The sequence below is a fragment of the Scatolibacter rhodanostii genome (assembly GCF_900197595.1).
Lineage (GTDB): Bacteria > Bacillota > Clostridia > Oscillospirales > Acutalibacteraceae > Scatolibacter > Scatolibacter rhodanostii.
Window position 1 is genome coordinate 966501 of record NZ_FZLO01000001.1, and the last position, 16277, is coordinate 982777.

12 protein-coding genes and 1 pseudogene are annotated in these 16277 nt (G+C 36.9%); all 13 read right to left on the bottom strand.

The features are described from left to right. Positions 1-25: 25 nt before the first annotated feature. Complete coding sequence (locus CS931_RS04390) at positions 26-685, bottom strand: MAE_28990/MAE_18760 family HEPN-like nuclease (RefSeq protein ID WP_099204517.1); 660 nt, start codon at positions 683-685, stop codon at positions 26-28. Continuing rightward, positions 682-1782, bottom strand: coding sequence for a DUF262 domain-containing protein (locus CS931_RS04395; protein WP_099204518.1), 1101 nt, complete (start codon positions 1780-1782; stop codon positions 682-684). Before CS931_RS04395 ends, CS931_RS04390 begins: the two co-directional genes overlap by 4 nt. 10 nt (positions 1783-1792) lie before the next feature. Further along, entirely contained in the window at positions 1793-3418 is a 1626-nt protein-coding gene (locus tag CS931_RS04400; protein WP_099204519.1) for an Eco57I restriction-modification methylase domain-containing protein, read from the bottom strand. 13 nt (positions 3419-3431) lie between these two features. Then, positions 3432-6422, bottom strand: coding sequence for an Eco57I restriction-modification methylase domain-containing protein (locus tag CS931_RS04405; RefSeq protein WP_099204520.1), 2991 nt, complete (start codon positions 6420-6422; stop codon positions 3432-3434). After that, complete coding sequence (locus tag CS931_RS04410; RefSeq protein ID WP_099204521.1) at positions 6409-6600, bottom strand: helix-turn-helix domain-containing protein; 192 nt, start codon at positions 6598-6600, stop codon at positions 6409-6411. The genes CS931_RS04405 and CS931_RS04410 overlap by 14 nt, the downstream gene beginning before the upstream one ends. A 657-nt stretch (positions 6601-7257) precedes the next feature. Next, positions 7258-7452 carry a helix-turn-helix domain-containing protein gene (locus tag CS931_RS04415; protein ID WP_099204522.1) on the bottom strand — a complete coding sequence of 65 codons (195 nt, stop codon included), beginning with the start codon at positions 7450-7452 and terminating at the stop codon, positions 7258-7260. Between the two features lie 263 nt (positions 7453-7715). Further along, positions 7716-9230: a lysine--tRNA ligase gene (gene lysS / locus CS931_RS04420; RefSeq protein WP_200814934.1), complete on the bottom strand. Its 1515-nt coding sequence runs from the start codon at positions 9228-9230 to the stop codon at positions 7716-7718. A gap of 151 nt (positions 9231-9381) precedes the next feature. Further along, positions 9382-9879, bottom strand: a complete 498-nt coding sequence (greA, locus tag CS931_RS04425; protein ID WP_242964902.1) for a transcription elongation factor GreA — start codon at positions 9877-9879, stop codon at positions 9382-9384. Between the two features lie 183 nt (positions 9880-10062). Continuing rightward, entirely contained in the window at positions 10063-10980 is a 918-nt protein-coding gene (ftsX, locus tag CS931_RS04430; protein WP_099204524.1) for a permease-like cell division protein FtsX, read from the bottom strand. 350 nt (positions 10981-11330) lie between these two features. Further along, positions 11331-11984: pseudogene (gene ftsE / locus CS931_RS12885) on the bottom strand (cell division ATP-binding protein FtsE); the annotation flags it as partial. A 150-nt stretch (positions 11985-12134) separates the two neighbouring features. Continuing rightward, a complete protein-coding gene (locus CS931_RS04440) occupies positions 12135-13220 on the bottom strand; it encodes a PucR family transcriptional regulator (protein ID WP_099204526.1) in 1086 nt (361 codons plus the stop codon). A 124-nt stretch (positions 13221-13344) separates the two neighbouring features. Next, complete coding sequence (locus CS931_RS04445) at positions 13345-14943, bottom strand: FAD-dependent protein (protein ID WP_099204527.1); 1599 nt, start codon at positions 14941-14943, stop codon at positions 13345-13347. 6 nt (positions 14944-14949) lie between these two features. Then, positions 14950-16227: a BaiN/RdsA family NAD(P)/FAD-dependent oxidoreductase gene (locus CS931_RS04450; RefSeq protein WP_099204528.1), complete on the bottom strand. Its 1278-nt coding sequence runs from the start codon at positions 16225-16227 to the stop codon at positions 14950-14952. Positions 16228-16277 lie beyond the last annotated feature (50 nt).

Genomic DNA, 16277 nt, shown 5'->3' on the forward strand with positions numbered 1-16277 from the left:
TTTTTTATAATTACTTTGAAATTTTCTATTGTTGTACTTTTACAAGATATTTTTCTAACACTGCTGCATTAGAAACCTGAGTTGCAAACATGTTCATTAATAATAGAATTTTATCATGAATTTCATTATATCGTTCCTCATCGAGACTTAAAGTTTCAATTCGTTCCCCATGAGCTATTTTATTTCTCATGTTCAGAAGAACCTCGTCAATCAAATTATAAGAACTTTCATATTGCGTACAATCCAAACCAATGGTTGCCATTATTTCTATGAAAATTTGAGAGTTTAGGTTGCTATTTGTTTTAATGATTCCTTCTTGAGGAATGCAAGACCTTTTATCAAAACTTTCAAATATTTCATTAACAATACACGTCTGCAAAGTTGTTTTTCCGGTTTCCTCAAATTGTTTTAATCTCTCTTTTATAGAAACCGCAAGAAAGTTATTCGTTAATTTGTTATACGGCAAAGACAAGTTTGATACATAAGACAAATAATAGCCAGCAATATTTTTTATTGAACCTTCCCAATGAGCATAAAGTAATGCAATGCCAGATCGGAGAGCAGTATCCTTAGCAAATAACCTAGCCTGACTGATATTAGCTTTAATTGCAGTCAATTCACGTTTTCTCCATGCCATCTCTCTATCAATTGCATCTTGTAATTCACTAATTGTTCTGATTTTCATGGCTTAAAGTATTCTACTCCAAATAAAGATAGCTCCTTGTATCTCGGAATAGCTTTAACACCGGGGATAGTGTTTTTCAAAAATACCTCTTCCGAATAAAATTCTTGAATTTTATTTTTTAGCCATGATCCGCTATTTTCCAATGCTATGATATTCGATATATTTAAGAACACACCAACGGCTATACCTTGAAACGCAGAAATTAAAAACGGCCCAGAATGCTTTGTGCCATTATATTTCTTAAAAGTATCCTCACCTAAAACACCATATAACAAATTAAAAGTTCCATTAAAGTGTTCTGAGAACTGTTTATAATCTATATCAATTTCACAAAGCCTCAATGTTTCTTTATCGAGCAATTCTGAGAATTCTGAATATTGTCCTATGCTATCCCAATCAATATATCTTGCTACCATTAATCGTAATACTAATTCCATTCTGAATTGCTCATCAGCTTTTCTGTCTGTTATTGGTATACAGTTTCTATAGGATTCCAATTGCTCAAGACCTAATGTAAACTCATAAAATGATTTCTTAGTCATAATCATCAAACAATTTCGCACTTCTTGATCACTGAGCTTAGTACCTCCTGTATTTAACCGTTGGAATAATTCATATTTTGTGTTCGGGTCACTTTCCTTTTTCATAATAACGATATCTATTCTAGCACGCTTAAAAAACAGCTGCTGCTCTTTTGTAAACGATAGCTCAGGAATAGTGTTTGTCCATTCCACCCCTGCAAAAGATGGCAGGTAATCCGTCTTTTGTAGAACTAAGGCTGGCAATTGCTCACCTTCTTCATCTTTAAATATACCAACGAACTGAAAAATAGTAGAAAGTCTTTGAACTCCGTCAATAATATCCCATACACCATCTTCATTTTGATTAACAAATATGGAGGGGATGGGTATATTAAGCATAATAGATTCAATAAGTTTGGTTTTTTGATAGTCATTCCACCTAAAGACACGTTGAAATTCGGGATGAATATCCATTTCACCATCACGATAAAGATTTATTAATTCTCCAATTGACATCTGATAAGAATCTCTAAATATTTTGCCTGATTTCTCTTCTATTTCATCTTGTAATGACATGATAATCCTCCTATCCTCTTCCTAGTCTTCTACTCTGCAGCTTTTTCCAGATATTTCTGCAGGATATACACAATTCTCTATCTAACCCCATATGTTCAATAAGAACTACCTCATCGACTAAATCCAATGCTTCCTCGATGTTCCCGTCTGCACGGACAACAGTATCTATCTTGTCAAGTAATTCTCTTTTTTTATTAGTTGGAAATTCTTTAATAACAGGCAACATGATATTTCCCATTTCACCCGGCAGAACTTCAAGAACTCCTCCGCCATAGCTTCTTCCGCATATTTCAGTAAATGCAAATGAAATGCTATTATAATATGATAAAAGTAATATCTCATCATCTACATCTTCATTAAGTTTCATACGATGCATTGTATCTGTGGAAATCGCTCCACATCGATTTAATACGAATTTAGGATACAAATTATTACGTCTTAAGAAAAATGCATCAGGAATCCATATTGATGGAACCACGTACCACTGATCCCTAATAGAACACTTATACCCTTTATTCACATCGTTTTTTTCACCAAGTTTTATATACTTTGTATGTTTTGCTGGATAATCTTTTATTTCCTTAGAAGGGAAAACTACTAATCTAGCTTTTTTTCCTTCTTCAACATTTTTAATCCAATCTTCATTTGTAAAGTAAATTCCATGTGCATGCGAACTTCTCCCGATCAATGGAAGGGTTACTTTATCAAGTTCATATTTCTTACAAATCTCTTTATCGACTGAAAAATAATCATTATGCCCAGTCGTAACTCCTATATTTATCGTGCCAAAGTTTGAAAAAGGCGCGAATCTGACATCCTTTTTAATTGTTTGGATAACTTTAATTTCCTCAGAAGTCGTAAAATATTTAGTCCACTTTTCTTTTACATGCTGCATTTTTTGATAGCCATTAGAATGAAGATCAAGTGTAGAAAATCCACTTAAATCACTCATCTCTATGATACGAATACCTTTTTCTTCTCCACCCTTTTCGCCTATAAACAATATGACCTCTTGTTCAATTTCCGGAAAAACCAATTTCTCAAATGTTATAAGTGTAATTCTTGAAAACTTATTTGAAAGGAATAACCTTAGATCTTCTGCATAAGCAACCTGCAATATTTCAGCTGGTACAACAAAAGCAATTCGGCCAGTGTCATTAAGCATTTGTGTACAAGCCACCAGAAAACCCACCCAAGCGTTAATAAGTTTATTCGCTTTCATTCCATGTGATGTAAGTATTGCAGATAAAATATCACGTTGTGAATCTGTTAAATATTGATATCGAATATATGGCGGATTCCCAAGTATCAAGTCATATTGATCATTAGCTACATTTTGATCATAGAAATTGAAAAAATCATCATTAACAACTTCAACATTATTTAATGATTGGTATTTATATTTTACCTTCTCAGCTTCTACTGCGTCCAATTCAACCGCTGTGAATATACCCACTTTTTCTAATAGATGTTGTTCATGCATACTATCAAGAAAAACTCCATCACCACAACTTGGTTCTAAAACCTTATTGATATTTTCGGCAGCAAAAAGCTCCACCATAGCATTAGCTAATTGCGATGGCGTATAATATGCTCCTCTTAATTTTTGCTCTGTGCTGTCTTTTTTTAATTTCATGCGGTACCGTCCTTTAATATTCAAGCCTATATATCTTATCTATTTTTGATTCAATTGACCTTATAAGTCTATCTTTTTCTTTTTGTAGAACACTTGCGACCCTTTTTTCAGGTTCCTCTTTCAATTGATTATTAATACTGTATATTTCTCGTGTCTCTGCAACAACTGTATCATACAATACTTTTTGACTAGTAATGTTAAAATCAAGATCTACAATTGTGAGTGTCTTTAATACATCCATACCCCTTGCATAAAAACCACCTTCAAAATCACTTCCAATTATTTGAAGGATGCGTTCTGTATGTGAATTTGTAAGCCATGCCTGAATATACTCCAATTCATACTTGCTATCCTCTTTTTTACTTATGGCACAATACCCCGCTGTTCCTCCAACTGAAATCAACATGTCATTAGTATCATACGCATACATTGGGGACTGACTCATAATACCAACTATTAATTTGGTTCGATTTGAAAACGAAGATAAATGCTGACTTCTTCCATAGTGATACCAAGTATCAGCCGTAGCATGCGGTACATTCCGCTTTCCTTGTGGCGCAATTCCTGATGGAACAAGCTCATCATAGTTATCCAGCAAATACTGATATGTGCCATTATACTTATCTATCATTTCCTGTTGTTGTATCAAATGTCCTTCTGTATCGTAAGGAAATATAATCCACTTATCTGTTGTCAATATGCTATAAGAATTCAATCCCTTTTCAGCTTTTTTTACAGGCTTAAAATATGGTTTTAGAATTGTTTTTTCAATAACATATTTTTTACCATCCCTTTTAAAAGTAAAGGTTTTTTCGCTCTCATCTACAATTTCGGAAGATGAGAACCAGTATGTTTTTTTAGTTTCAGCACTAGTTTGTATACCTCCAAATATATCTACATATTTTGTAATTGGTACTGAAACTCCATCAAGTTTTTTTAAAAGATTCAAAAAAATGAAATCATCACTTAATCTCCAAGGCAACTCGTTTAAAATTGCACTTTGAAGCGTTACCGAATAGCTTTCTTCTCCTGACCATAGCGCTGCTGCAGTTTTAACTTTTGCATACTGAAATTGAGGATGGGTATGCTTTTGTAATAACAAGATGGAACTATATATGGTTTTATCCGAAAAAAGTTGCGCATCTCCAAAGTCATCTAATGAAATCAAATACTTATTTGAAGATATAAGCTCTCTTAATTTTTGGCCTGCACCAATTTTAAAAAATTTATTCGGAATTATATAACATACATAACCGTCATCTTTTACTTTTTGTAATGCTCTCTCAACAAACAAGAAATATTTATCAAACTGTTTATACGTTGTTTGATAGTATTTCTTATATAAAGTAAACTCCTTAGCGGGCAACAATCCATGTAATCCTTCTGTATTAACATATGGGGGATTTCCTATAATCGCATCAAACAGATATCCATCATTGACTACTTTCCAGTCTAAAGGTGCAATTTCAATTAATTCCTCCGTATTAGGAGAATAATATGAAACTTCTTGATTACTTACAAGAGAATTTCCGTGTATAATATTTTTATCTAAATTAAGTAAGATTGGATTAGATGCTTCTACTGACGGACTGGTTTCATCTTCAATCAACTTTATAAGCAAAGAAAACTTAGCAACTTCTACTGCATGAATATCTATGTCAATTCCAAATATACATGATGACAAAATATTCTTCTTATCTTCTAATGGTAATTTTTTACGACCTCCACTTATTTCTATCAAATAACCTGGCTGATAAATTTGATACCAGTTAACACAATACTGAATTAAGAAATTGTATGCCTCTTCTAAAAATATACCCGATCCACAAGCAATATCCGCAATTCTTAACTGCCTAATTTCATCTGGAGTTCTACCTTCACATAGTTCATTTAGTGTTTTAGCCGTCATATATTTAACTATCTCTGTTGGAGTCGTAACAACAGATCTATTAATACATTCTTTTTTCTTAGAGAGTTCGATTTCTCCTTCATCAGATACAGACAATTGCTCTGTAAGGAATACTTCATATATTTTTCCAAGTAAATTTGGTTCAATGATGTTGAACAAATATGGACTTTGCGGATAATATAAACTTTCAATTATATCTATTATAATTTGATTATTTAAGTCAAAAATAAGATTTTCGCCCTCAAACATCCCGGAATTATATCTTCTATCAGCAGCGCGAAAAAGCTCTTCTAATTTTTCTTTAATAAGAGCCTCATTATTTATTGTGTCTTTAAGTTTATGGTACAATGGTAGATTCTTATCTTCACATATTCTTAAAAACACAATCTGATTTATGAATTCCTGAACCACATCATTTAGTTTTCCAATAGAACGATATTTCTCCGCGGTCTTATACAAAAAATTACTTAAAGACAATCTCCATTGATTGATTTGTCCCAAAAATAAATCATCAACTTGTTGTTTATGTGCTGTTCCTTCTGGAAAGTTTTTACCACAAAACTGATCGAAATTCCCATTGTATACATTATCACGGTCGAGAACTTCTCGTATCTCATCAAACTTTGTTATGTATTCTTTGTAATGGAATTGACGAAATCTCGCAACAGACGTTGACTCCACATCCTTAGGAACGTAAGTTGTGTTATAAATAACTAAATATTCAAAGTTAGTCAACACAACTATCTTATGCTTTGCATTCCAGCCATATTTTCTAGCTTGAAAAACCGAGGCACTATCATTTAAAATGTCAACTGCTGGCTTTTTTGCTTCAATAAAAAATTTAGATACCCCTTTTAATGTCATCGAATAGTCTGGACGATCTGTTTGGGTAGAGTAATCTTCTGCAATAACCTCTCTATATTGGGGCGATAATGCCTTTTCATTAGACACATCCCAACCTAACAATTTGAGAAATGGATCAATATATTCAATTCTACAAGAATGTTCGTTATAATGTTTTCTGTTGTCATGGTAGTAATCTAGATTTTCTTCAAATTTCGCAATCAGAGTTTGTAACTCTTTAATCTTGTCCATCACTACCTCCAGCTTTGTATTTTCTGCCATCTTCTGGCTTCTCTGCATCCTTGGGAATCACCCACAGATTAGCCATTTTTATTGCACCATCTATTCGTCCATTGGAGCAAAGGATCTGTACTCTTCTACGAGTTATTCCCCATTTATCTGCTGCTTCTTGCGCTGTAATATATTCCATTTTGCACCTTCCTTGATAACATACCCCTGACTTTAATCATATATAATTATATTCCATATATCGAACAATTACAATTAATATTTTTGTACAAAAAAAGAACAAATGGAAACCGCCAAAATTAAAGCCCTCAGATTATCTGAGAGCTTTAATTTTAACAATTCCATACACAGAAGTAGGGAAAACTGCCCCGCTCCTACTCTATTTTTTACTCATTACAAGCAACCCTCCGGACATAACTGTCAGCCACCTTTTGTCTCTGTACCAATTTGAGCTTTTTCAACTTCTGCTCCCGGATTCCTGATGCTATCTCCTGTTACTGTTCCTCAAAATCTTCCATTGCCGCTTCTTGCTTGGCATGTTTTTCAATCAGAAGAACCATGCAACCTTGCAGCGTTTCAATCTGTTTATCATACTGGGTTAGTACATTTTTGGGGAGTACTTGCCGATGACTCGGATGGCATTTTTCAGAAGGCTCCTCTACTTTTAAAACAATCTGAAACGATACTTCACAAACAGCATTGTCAGAATATAATCTTTATAACGTGCGGGATCAACACCGCCGCAAATTTATCACATGCAGCCCATATCTGGCTGTAAATCTCACTCTTTTTGATAGCTATAAAGTAATCCCTCTCAGTACTTTTGTGTTTTCAATTCCTATAATAACATAGGCTTCACATGTTTTTTCTCACATAAATCCGTCAATATGGCTATTGCAAGCTGATTAGGCGTCACATGACCAATTTCCCATCGGTTAACAGTAGAAAGACTAACATGAAGTTTTTCAGCAAATTTTTTCTGGGATAGTCCCAAATCCTTTCGGATTATTTTTATCAAAACATTAATTTCCATTGTAAAGCGCATCTTCCACAACTAGAAGTATAGTATATGCGATATTTGGGGGCAAGAAAATCGACATTTATGTGAAACCCTGCACACGAAAAATCATACGAAAAAGACGAGCCAACTGATATTTTTACAATCAACTGGCTCATCTCTATTTTGTATTTTCAGTTTCTCAAATGCATATTTTTTTCATTTGTTGCAAAAAAGTTGTAGTATACCTTTTCCCAATTTCAGCAAACCCAGTATTTATGCGGTTTTGCAGGCATTTCTTATTCCCTCGTTTTCATCGTCGGGAATAAAAGCACATCACGAATTGAGGCTGAGTTTGTCAACAGCATCACCAAACGATCAATACCCATACCCATACCACCTGTTGGGGGCATAGCATATTCCAGAGCAGTCAAGAAATCTTCATCTACGTCACAGGCTTCTTCGTCACCGGCAGCCTTAAGAGCGGCCTGTGCTTCAAATCTACCGCGCTGATCAATCGGGTCATTCAGCTCACTAAACGCGTTGGCGTGCTCTCTGCCCACCACAAACAATTCAAATCGCTCTGTGTATTCAGGGTCGCTCGGATTCTTTTTAGCCAGTGGTGAAATATCTACCGGATGGCCGATTAAGAAAGTAGGCTGAATCAATTTCTCTTCGCAATAGGTTTCAAAGAAAAGATTGAGAATATCACCTTTTTTGTGTCTTTCTTCATACTGAATATGATGTTCGTCTGCCAATCTTCTAGCCTCATCTAATGTAGAAATGGTCTTAAAATCAACATTCGCATATTTTTTGACCGCATCCACCATGGTAATTCTTTCAAATGGTTTATCCAAATCGATCTCAATATCGCCGTACTGAATCAGGCCAGTTCCCATTACTTTATGCGCCACAAAACGAACCATTTCTTCTGTCAAATTCATCATGCCTTCAAAGTCAGTATAAGCTTGGTACAGCTCAAGCATGGTGAATTCAGGGTTATGACGAGTGTCCATTCCCTCATTACGGAATGTTCTGCCAATTTCGTAGACTTTATCAAAGCCACCAACAATCAATCTCTTTAAGTGCAGCTCCAATGCAATGCGCAGGTAGAGTTCCATATCCAGTGTGTTATGATGTGTAATGAAAGGTCTGGCAGCCGCCCCGCCAGCCTGTGTATGCAGCACCGGTGTTTCCACTGGAATAAATTCTCTATTCTCCAAATATTCACGAATAGCAGAAATAATTTTAGAACGCTTGATGAAAGTCTCTTTCACTTCCGGATTCATAATTAAATCCAGATAGCGCTGACGATAGCGAGCATCTGTATCTTTTAAGCCATGATATTTTTCTGGTAATGGAAGCAAAGATTTAGAAAGTATTTGAACAGAAGAAACTTTCACAGAAATTTCGCCACGTCTGGTACGGAAAGCTTCACCTTCAGCGCCAACAATATCACCAATATCCAGAAAAGAAAGCAGCTTTTGAAAGTTTTCTTCTCCTAAAATATCAATTTTAGCATACAATTGAATTTTACCAGACACATCACGTAGATCCATAAAAATGGCTTTACCCATGCCGCGTCGGCTCATTACTCTGCCGGCAACCTTCACAATTTGTCCTTCAAATTTATCTTCAAATCCGTCTATAACTTCTTGCGCTTTATGCTGAACATCAAAGGAAGTGACCGCAAAAGGATCTTCACCGTTTTCACGCATTTTAGACAATTTATCACGGCGAATCATCAAAAGTTCTTTTATAATTTGCTCTTCCTCTTGCTCATTCAAGATGGGTTCTACCTTATTTTCTGCCATTTTAAAGTTCCTTTCTATATTAACAATCATCAGATTTGTTCCGTTTTAGAGAATATAAGCTGTATCTATTTATCATAGCATATTTTTTCAAATTCGGCTAGAGATAAATGACGAATTAATTGAAAAAAAGGGAGCTAAATGCTCCCCTTTTTTATCGAGAAATACTAATCACAATATATTCTGAAAGTCCACCAGGTGTTTCAACCTTGATATGCTCTCCGATTGTGGTATTAATCAGCGCTTTGCCGACTGCAGATTCATCTGAAATTTTTCCTTTTCGAGGGTTTGCTTCATTAGAGCCCACTATCTTAAACTCACGCATTGATTTTTCTCCTGTGGGAGAAATAATTTCGATTTCGACCTTTGAACCAATATGAACTTTTTCATCAGTCAATTCGCTTTCATCAATCACTACGGTGCTTTTTAGCATAATCTCTAAGTCAGCAATTCTGGCTTCTACAATGGCTTGATCATTCTTGGCCTCATCATATTCGCTGTTCTCAGATAAATCACCAAAAGAAAGTGCCACTTTGATTTTTTCAGCGACTTCTTTTCTTTTCACGGTCTTTAGATACTCTAATTCTTCTTCTAACGCCTGAAGACCTTCTTCAGTAACAAAATATTGTTTTTCTGCCATTAAAATTCCCATCCTTTTCAAAGTGACAATCCTCCGAATCATCCTTTGGATTGCCTCATAATTTAAGTAAACACCTACCGCATTTCACTTTTCAAGTAGTTTCTCTGAGCATTATTTCTCAGAAGAAAACATTTTATGCAGCAGGTATTTAATCTTATGCATTTAAACTATTTTAAGACCTAAATTACAAAATTTTTAAGAAGCAACAGAATTTTCGCCTTGCTTTCTCAGATATTTACCAATTGAAATGCCACCGCCTAAAAGGCCAAATAGCATACCTATCAGAATATAAGCAACATAAATCAATTCTCTATAAGGGTCAAGGTTCAACACGGTAATAAAAGAAGCTATCGTGCCTATAATTGATGAAATTTGATGATAAGCGAGTACTAAAAGAGTCGCTGCCAAAGCACCCGATAGAATGCCGATCATAACACCTTCTACGATAAAGGGAATTCGTACAAACCCATTTGTCGCCCCTACTGATTTCATGATACTGATTTCCATTCTGCGCGAAAACATAGTGACTTTAATGGTATTTGAAATAATGAACAGTGATACAACACCCAATATTAAGACAATTCCTATACTGGCATATCGAATCAACCTCTCCAAACGACTCAGCTTTTGTGCTGTTTCTCGATAGGAATCACTCACCTTGTAAACGCCATCCAACGACTTAATCTGTTCAATCGTCTCATCATAGCGGCTAATATCTTTCAAGGTCACCACATAAGCATCTGGTAGAAAGTTGTCTGTCCCTTCAAGACCTTGTAAAAGTTTACCCTCATCATCCAGCATTCCTTTAACGGATTCTAAGCCATCTTCTTTGGGAAGAAATTCATAAGAATCAATATTATCAATGTTTTTAAATTCTTCAGCAAACTTAATAGTTGAAAGCCTTGACATCGAGGTATTGAGCGAAACCATCACGCTATTATCGCTTTCAGCCGAATACATGATAGCTGATATATTAAGCGACAAAACTGCTGCAATACCGGTTAGAAGCAAACAAGAAATCAAAACACCAATAGAGGCAATACTCATCGTTCTATTTTTCCAAAGGCCCTTAATGCCTTCTTTAAATAAATATCCCAAACTATGCAATTTCATTCGTCACTCACCTCACTTGGCACTTGTCCTAGGAAAGGATTCTCATCCAAACGCTGATCAGCATGACTTAGTGGAATATCTCCCCCATTTTCAGGCTCTACATCATAATCTTCGTATTCCTCATGAGCCGGCTCTGCAAACCCATAATCTTCGGCATCGTCATATTGGTTGCCATATTCCAGCGGTTCAGCATATTTAGTCTGACCGTCCTCATAGGCAAGTGTATATTCCCCGTCATCAGAAAAATCTTCTGTGAAATCCTCTTGAGTTTCTTGCTGAGGCGGAATTTCTGCAGGCTGTGGCGGCAATTCTCTCACTGGTTCAGGCGGCGGTGCTTGCATTTCAGCTGTGTCGGCTACCACTTCACCGCTATGAATCTGAATAATACGTTTATGGAAATGTTTGACCAATGAATGCTCATGCGTAACCATCAATATTGTCGTGCCTCGACGATTAATCTCATTAAGCAAATCCACGATTTCAAAAGACAATGCGGGGTCAATATTACCGGTCGGTTCATCAGCAACAATCATGGCCGGGTTATTCACCAAGGCACGAGCTAGGCCAACACGCTGTTGTTCACCGCCTGAAAGCTCTGACGGAAAATGTTTTGCTTTATGCTGTAAACCAACTAAGCCTAAAATGTAAGGTACACGCTTTTTAACGGCTCGTTCTGTTGTGCCCACAGCACGCATTGCAAAGGCAACGTTGTCATAAACCGTCATATGGTCAATTAAGCGGAAGTCTTGAAAAACAATGCCCATTTTACGGCGAACATAGGGAATTTTACGTTTTTTAATTTTGGAAACATCCTGGTCATCTAGAATAATCTGACCTGAGCTAGGGCGCTCTTCGCACATAATCAACTTCAAAAATGTACTTTTACCCGCGCCGGATGAACCAACGATAAATACGAATTCGCCCTTTTCAATCTTAAGATTTACTTCATGCAGGGCTTCTGTTCCATTATTATAGACTTTCGACACATTACGAAATTCAATCAAAATGTATCCCTCCTAAATCAAATTGCAGCCGTTCCGTGAGCTGTTATCATAACAACATCACCCATCGACATTGTTCAAACTGCCAATGGGTGCTTATCTATTCATTCTGAAAAGTGTAAGGAACGGTGCGGAATTTAAATGGAAAGTTTATCAAAATTTTGCCGGATTGTTGGAAAGATATTTTTTGACCATGAGTGCTACTTTGAAGATAATAGCATCTTCAAATTCTCTTAAGTCAAGACCCGTGATTTTTTTGATTTTTTCCAGTCTGTACACCAACGTATTACGATGTACAAACAGTTTTCTTGATGTTTCAGAAACGTTCAGATTGTTCTCAAAGAAACGTTGTATGGTAAACAGTGTTTCATGGTCTAATGAATCAATTGGTCCGCGTTTAAAAACTTCTTTTAAGAACATTTCACAAAGAGTTGTTGGCAGTTGATAAATCAATCTGGCAATACCTAAATTATTATAATTGCTGATTGATTTTTCTGTATCAAACACTTTGCCGACTTCTAAAGCAACCTGTGCTTCTTTAAAAGATCTTGCCAAGTCTTTGATATTATCAACAACGGTACCAATACCCACTGTGCAGTGTGTATAGAATTCACTCGATAGCGTGTCTACAATAGAGCTAGCCAGTTTAGCGATATCTTTTTCATCAATATTGGACTTGATTTCTTTGACAAGTGCAATATCATTTTCATTGATATTCACGATAAAATCTTTATTTTTGTCAGGGAAGAGATTTTGCAGAACATCATAAGCTGAAATATCGTTTTTGTTGGTAATCTTAATGAGCATACAAACTCTGGAAACATCCGAATCAAAATGAAGCTCATGGCTTTTAAGATAGATATCTCCCGGCAAAATATTATCTAAAATAACATTTTTAATGAAGTTACCTCTATCATATTTTTCATCGTAATATTGTTTGATATTATCCAAAGATACTGCCAAGATTTTGGCATACTTTGCTGCATCTTCATCAGTACCTGCCACAAAAACGGCATATTCTGCTTTGGGTCTGCTGCCAAAAGCTTTAAACGTATAATCGCTTGCTGTGAAAAGTTCTGTTGAGCTGACATTCGCCAAACGGACAAATTCATTGACCTCTCCAATTTTACCCAATTCACTACAAGCAATAATCACAGAAGATTCATCAACAACACCAATCGTTCTTTCAATGGTATCTCTCATTTGATGAACAATTCCTTGAAACAGTCTATTAGACATCTTTTTTCCTCCCGCATATTTAATCGTTGTGTCCCTTTTATCATGAACTATATCTTAAAAATTCCTGTTCACAAAATCATACAATAATAGACAGTACATATTTTACATAATTATGACCGAAAATTCAACCTTTTTCCAAAATTTTTTCTGCGCAGCGAATTCCGTCAACCGCTGCCGATGTGATTCCTCCGGCATATCCTGCCCCTTCACCACAAGGATAAATTCCCTCGACGCTCAAAGACTGCATCATTTCATTTCGCAAAATGCGAACAGGTGAAGAACTTCTGGTTTCTGGAGCGATCAGCAAAGCATCGCCGCTGTCAAACCCTTTCAGTCGCCTTGCCATATAAGGAATAGCAAGACGCATGGCTTCTGTCACAAAATTCGGCAAACAGCGACTGATATCAGCTTCTACTACACCCGGCTGATAAGTCGGTACTACCGCTGAATTTTTAAAACTACCTGCGGTTTTTCTTTTCAGAAAATCTCCCACACGCTGTGCCGGAGCGGAATAATCAGAACCTGCCAGCTGAAAAGCTTTTCGTTCAATTTCTCGTTGAAAAGCAATGCCGTCAAGAGGGGAATGACCGAAGTCATCCGGCGTAACGCCCACCAATAAGGCAGAGTTGCCGTTTGCGCCGTCGCGGGCAAATTCGCTCATACCGTTGGTCACCACCATGCCTTCTTCTGAGGCAGCGCCCGTCACATAGCCACCTGGACACATGCAAAATGTATACACACCCCTACCATCTCGCAAATGACACGAAAGCTTATAATCGGCTGCTCCCAAGTACGGTGAACCAGCAAATTCACCATACTGCGCACGATCAATTACGGCGGTTGGATGTTCAATTCTGGCACCGACCGAGAAAGACTTGGCCTGTAGGGCCATTTTCTTTTCGTCTAACAGAAAAAATGTATCTCTGGCGCTATGCCCAATCGCTAAAATCAAATCATCACACGGAATCGATTCTCTGTTCTTTCCCTGCTCTTCGACCATAACTTCAGCAAGCTTTCCGTTTGAAACAGAAAAATCAACCAGTTTTGTATTGAAACGAACTTCGCCGCCCAAACGAATAATTTCTTTGCGAATGGTGCTGACAATAAGCGGAAGCTTGTCTGTTCCCAAATGAGGTTTTGCCTCATAAAGAATTTCAGCCGGTGCACCAGCTTTCACAAACTCTTCAAGCACTTTTCTAATTCTCACATCTTTTGTGCCTGTTGTGAGTTTGCCATCAGAAAAAGTACCGGCACCGCCCTCACCAAACTGCACATTGCTCTCCGTTTGCAAAACCCGATTTTCCCAAAAATTCTGTACGGTTTTCTGTCTGTTTTCTACAGATTCGCCTCGCTCAATTACAATAGGATTTTGTCCTGCCTGCGCCAAAATTAAAGCGGCAAACATTCCGGCAGGGCCAAAACCAACAATAACCGGTCTTTGTGCAAGTGGTTTACTGGCTGGCAATTCGTACTGATAAGATTCGGCTAATGTAACTTCATGACTGCGTCTGCGAGCCACCAATTCGTTTTCGTTGCCATCAATTTTAGCTTCAACAGACAGTGAAAAATGCACGTCTTCCCTATCTCTTGCATCAATCGACTTTTTTATCAGCTGCACTTCACGGACAGCCTTTTCATCTATCCTCAATTTGTTTGCACATGCCCTAAATAATGTTTGCTTGTCATATGTTAAAGGAACATGTAAATTACTAATTTTAATCATAAAACCTCAAATTATTATAATATTTTTTGCTGCTGCTTTTCCCGCCAACAAGCCGCTGACCCACGCAAAGTGAAGGTTAAATCCTCCGCAGTCACCATGAACATCCAGAACCTCTCCTGTTAAATAGAACCCTTGCATTTTAGAAGATTGCATCGTATGCGTTTGAATTTCACTGAGTGGTACGCCACCGGCTGTTACCTGTGCTTTTTCCCAATCGCCTAGACCAGAAACAGAAAAGCGCCATGCTTTCAAGGTCTTTACAATAAGCTCTATTTCAGCATTTGTCAAACTAGAGAACGGTCGACTGCGATTAAACTTCAAAGATTTTAGCAATTCTTCTCCAATTTTCATGTTAATTACGCCATTTAAAAGGTCTCCTACGTCTCGGTTAGGATAGCTTTGACAGCTTTGTTTTAAATAATTTTTCAGCGTATGCTCTTCTATATTCTCTGCCAAATCTAGCACAATAGTCAAATTTTTATATTTTTTACCTTTCACTAGGCCAAAGCGCATAAAATCTGCCACTAAAACAGAAATATTAAAAATGCAAATGCCTGACAGTGCTTTTTCTGCAAAAATAACTTCTCCGCTTTCATAATATAATGGTATACCATCGCCTTCTAATACCGCATTGGCTTTGCACCGCATCCCCTTAATAGAAGAAATCACCTTTTCTTTACACAAAACAGGTGTGAGAACCGGCGCCAGTTTTGTTACTGTATGCCCCATCTGTTTTGCCAGCGCATAGCCGTTCATGCCGCATGAATGTTTAGGCGAGGCTTGTCCGCCACTGGCTAAAATGCATATGTCTGCTAAAATCTCATGGCCGTTTTCACTTTTCAGCAAGAAACCGTCTGCCATATGGAGCATAGAAAAAACATTGTATTCGTATAAAAATTTGACTCCTTTTTCTTCACAAGCTGAACGCAGAGCTTTTAAAACCGCTGCCGCTTGCAAATTATGAGGATATACTCTGCCGGCTTCATCTTGCCGGCAGAGTATTCCCATTTTTTCAAACTCTTCCATAACTTCTTCGGCAGACAACCTTAAGGCGATTTCGTCCGCTTTGCTATCACCATGATAATTAATAGCGGAAATTTGTGTATTAGTCAGGTTACATCGTCCGTTTCCTGTAGCCAAAAGCTTTTTACCCGCACGAACATTTCCTTCTAAAACTGTTACCGAAACAACTTCTCCTTGTTTTTGCATTGTATCTGCCGCTTTATAGGCAGCCATAAGTCCACTGGCGCCCGCACCAATAATAGCAATATGTGTTTGATTCATTTTCGCATCCTGCTTTTTAATAAAGTATCTTTATTATACACTACAAAACA

Coding starts and splice junctions, on each gene's coding strand:
- CS931_RS04390 (WP_099204517.1), bottom strand. CDS start 685: ATGAAAATCAGAACAATTAGTGAATTACAAGATGCAATTGATAGAGAG.
- CS931_RS04395 (WP_099204518.1), bottom strand. CDS start 1,782: ATGTCATTACAAGATGAAATAGAAGAGAAATCAGGCAAAATATTTAGA.
- CS931_RS04400 (WP_099204519.1), bottom strand. CDS start 3,418: ATGAAATTAAAAAAAGACAGCACAGAGCAAAAATTAAGAGGAGCATAT.
- CS931_RS04405 (WP_099204520.1), bottom strand. CDS start 6,422: ATGGACAAGATTAAAGAGTTACAAACTCTGATTGCGAAATTTGAAGAA.
- CS931_RS04410 (WP_099204521.1), bottom strand. CDS start 6,600: ATGGAATATATTACAGCGCAAGAAGCAGCAGATAAATGGGGAATAACT.
- CS931_RS04415 (WP_099204522.1), bottom strand. CDS start 7,452: ATGGAAATTAATGTTTTGATAAAAATAATCCGAAAGGATTTGGGACTA.
- lysS (WP_200814934.1), bottom strand. CDS start 9,230: ATGGCAGAAAATAAGGTAGAACCCATCTTGAATGAGCAAGAGGAAGAG.
- greA (WP_242964902.1), bottom strand. CDS start 9,879: ATGGGAATTTTAATGGCAGAAAAACAATATTTTGTTACTGAAGAAGGT.
- ftsX (WP_099204524.1), bottom strand. CDS start 10,980: ATGAAATTGCATAGTTTGGGATATTTATTTAAAGAAGGCATTAAGGGC.
- CS931_RS04440 (WP_099204526.1), bottom strand. CDS start 13,220: ATGTCTAATAGACTGTTTCAAGGAATTGTTCATCAAATGAGAGATACC.
- CS931_RS04445 (WP_099204527.1), bottom strand. CDS start 14,943: ATGATTAAAATTAGTAATTTACATGTTCCTTTAACATATGACAAGCAA.
- CS931_RS04450 (WP_099204528.1), bottom strand. CDS start 16,227: ATGAATCAAACACATATTGCTATTATTGGTGCGGGCGCCAGTGGACTT.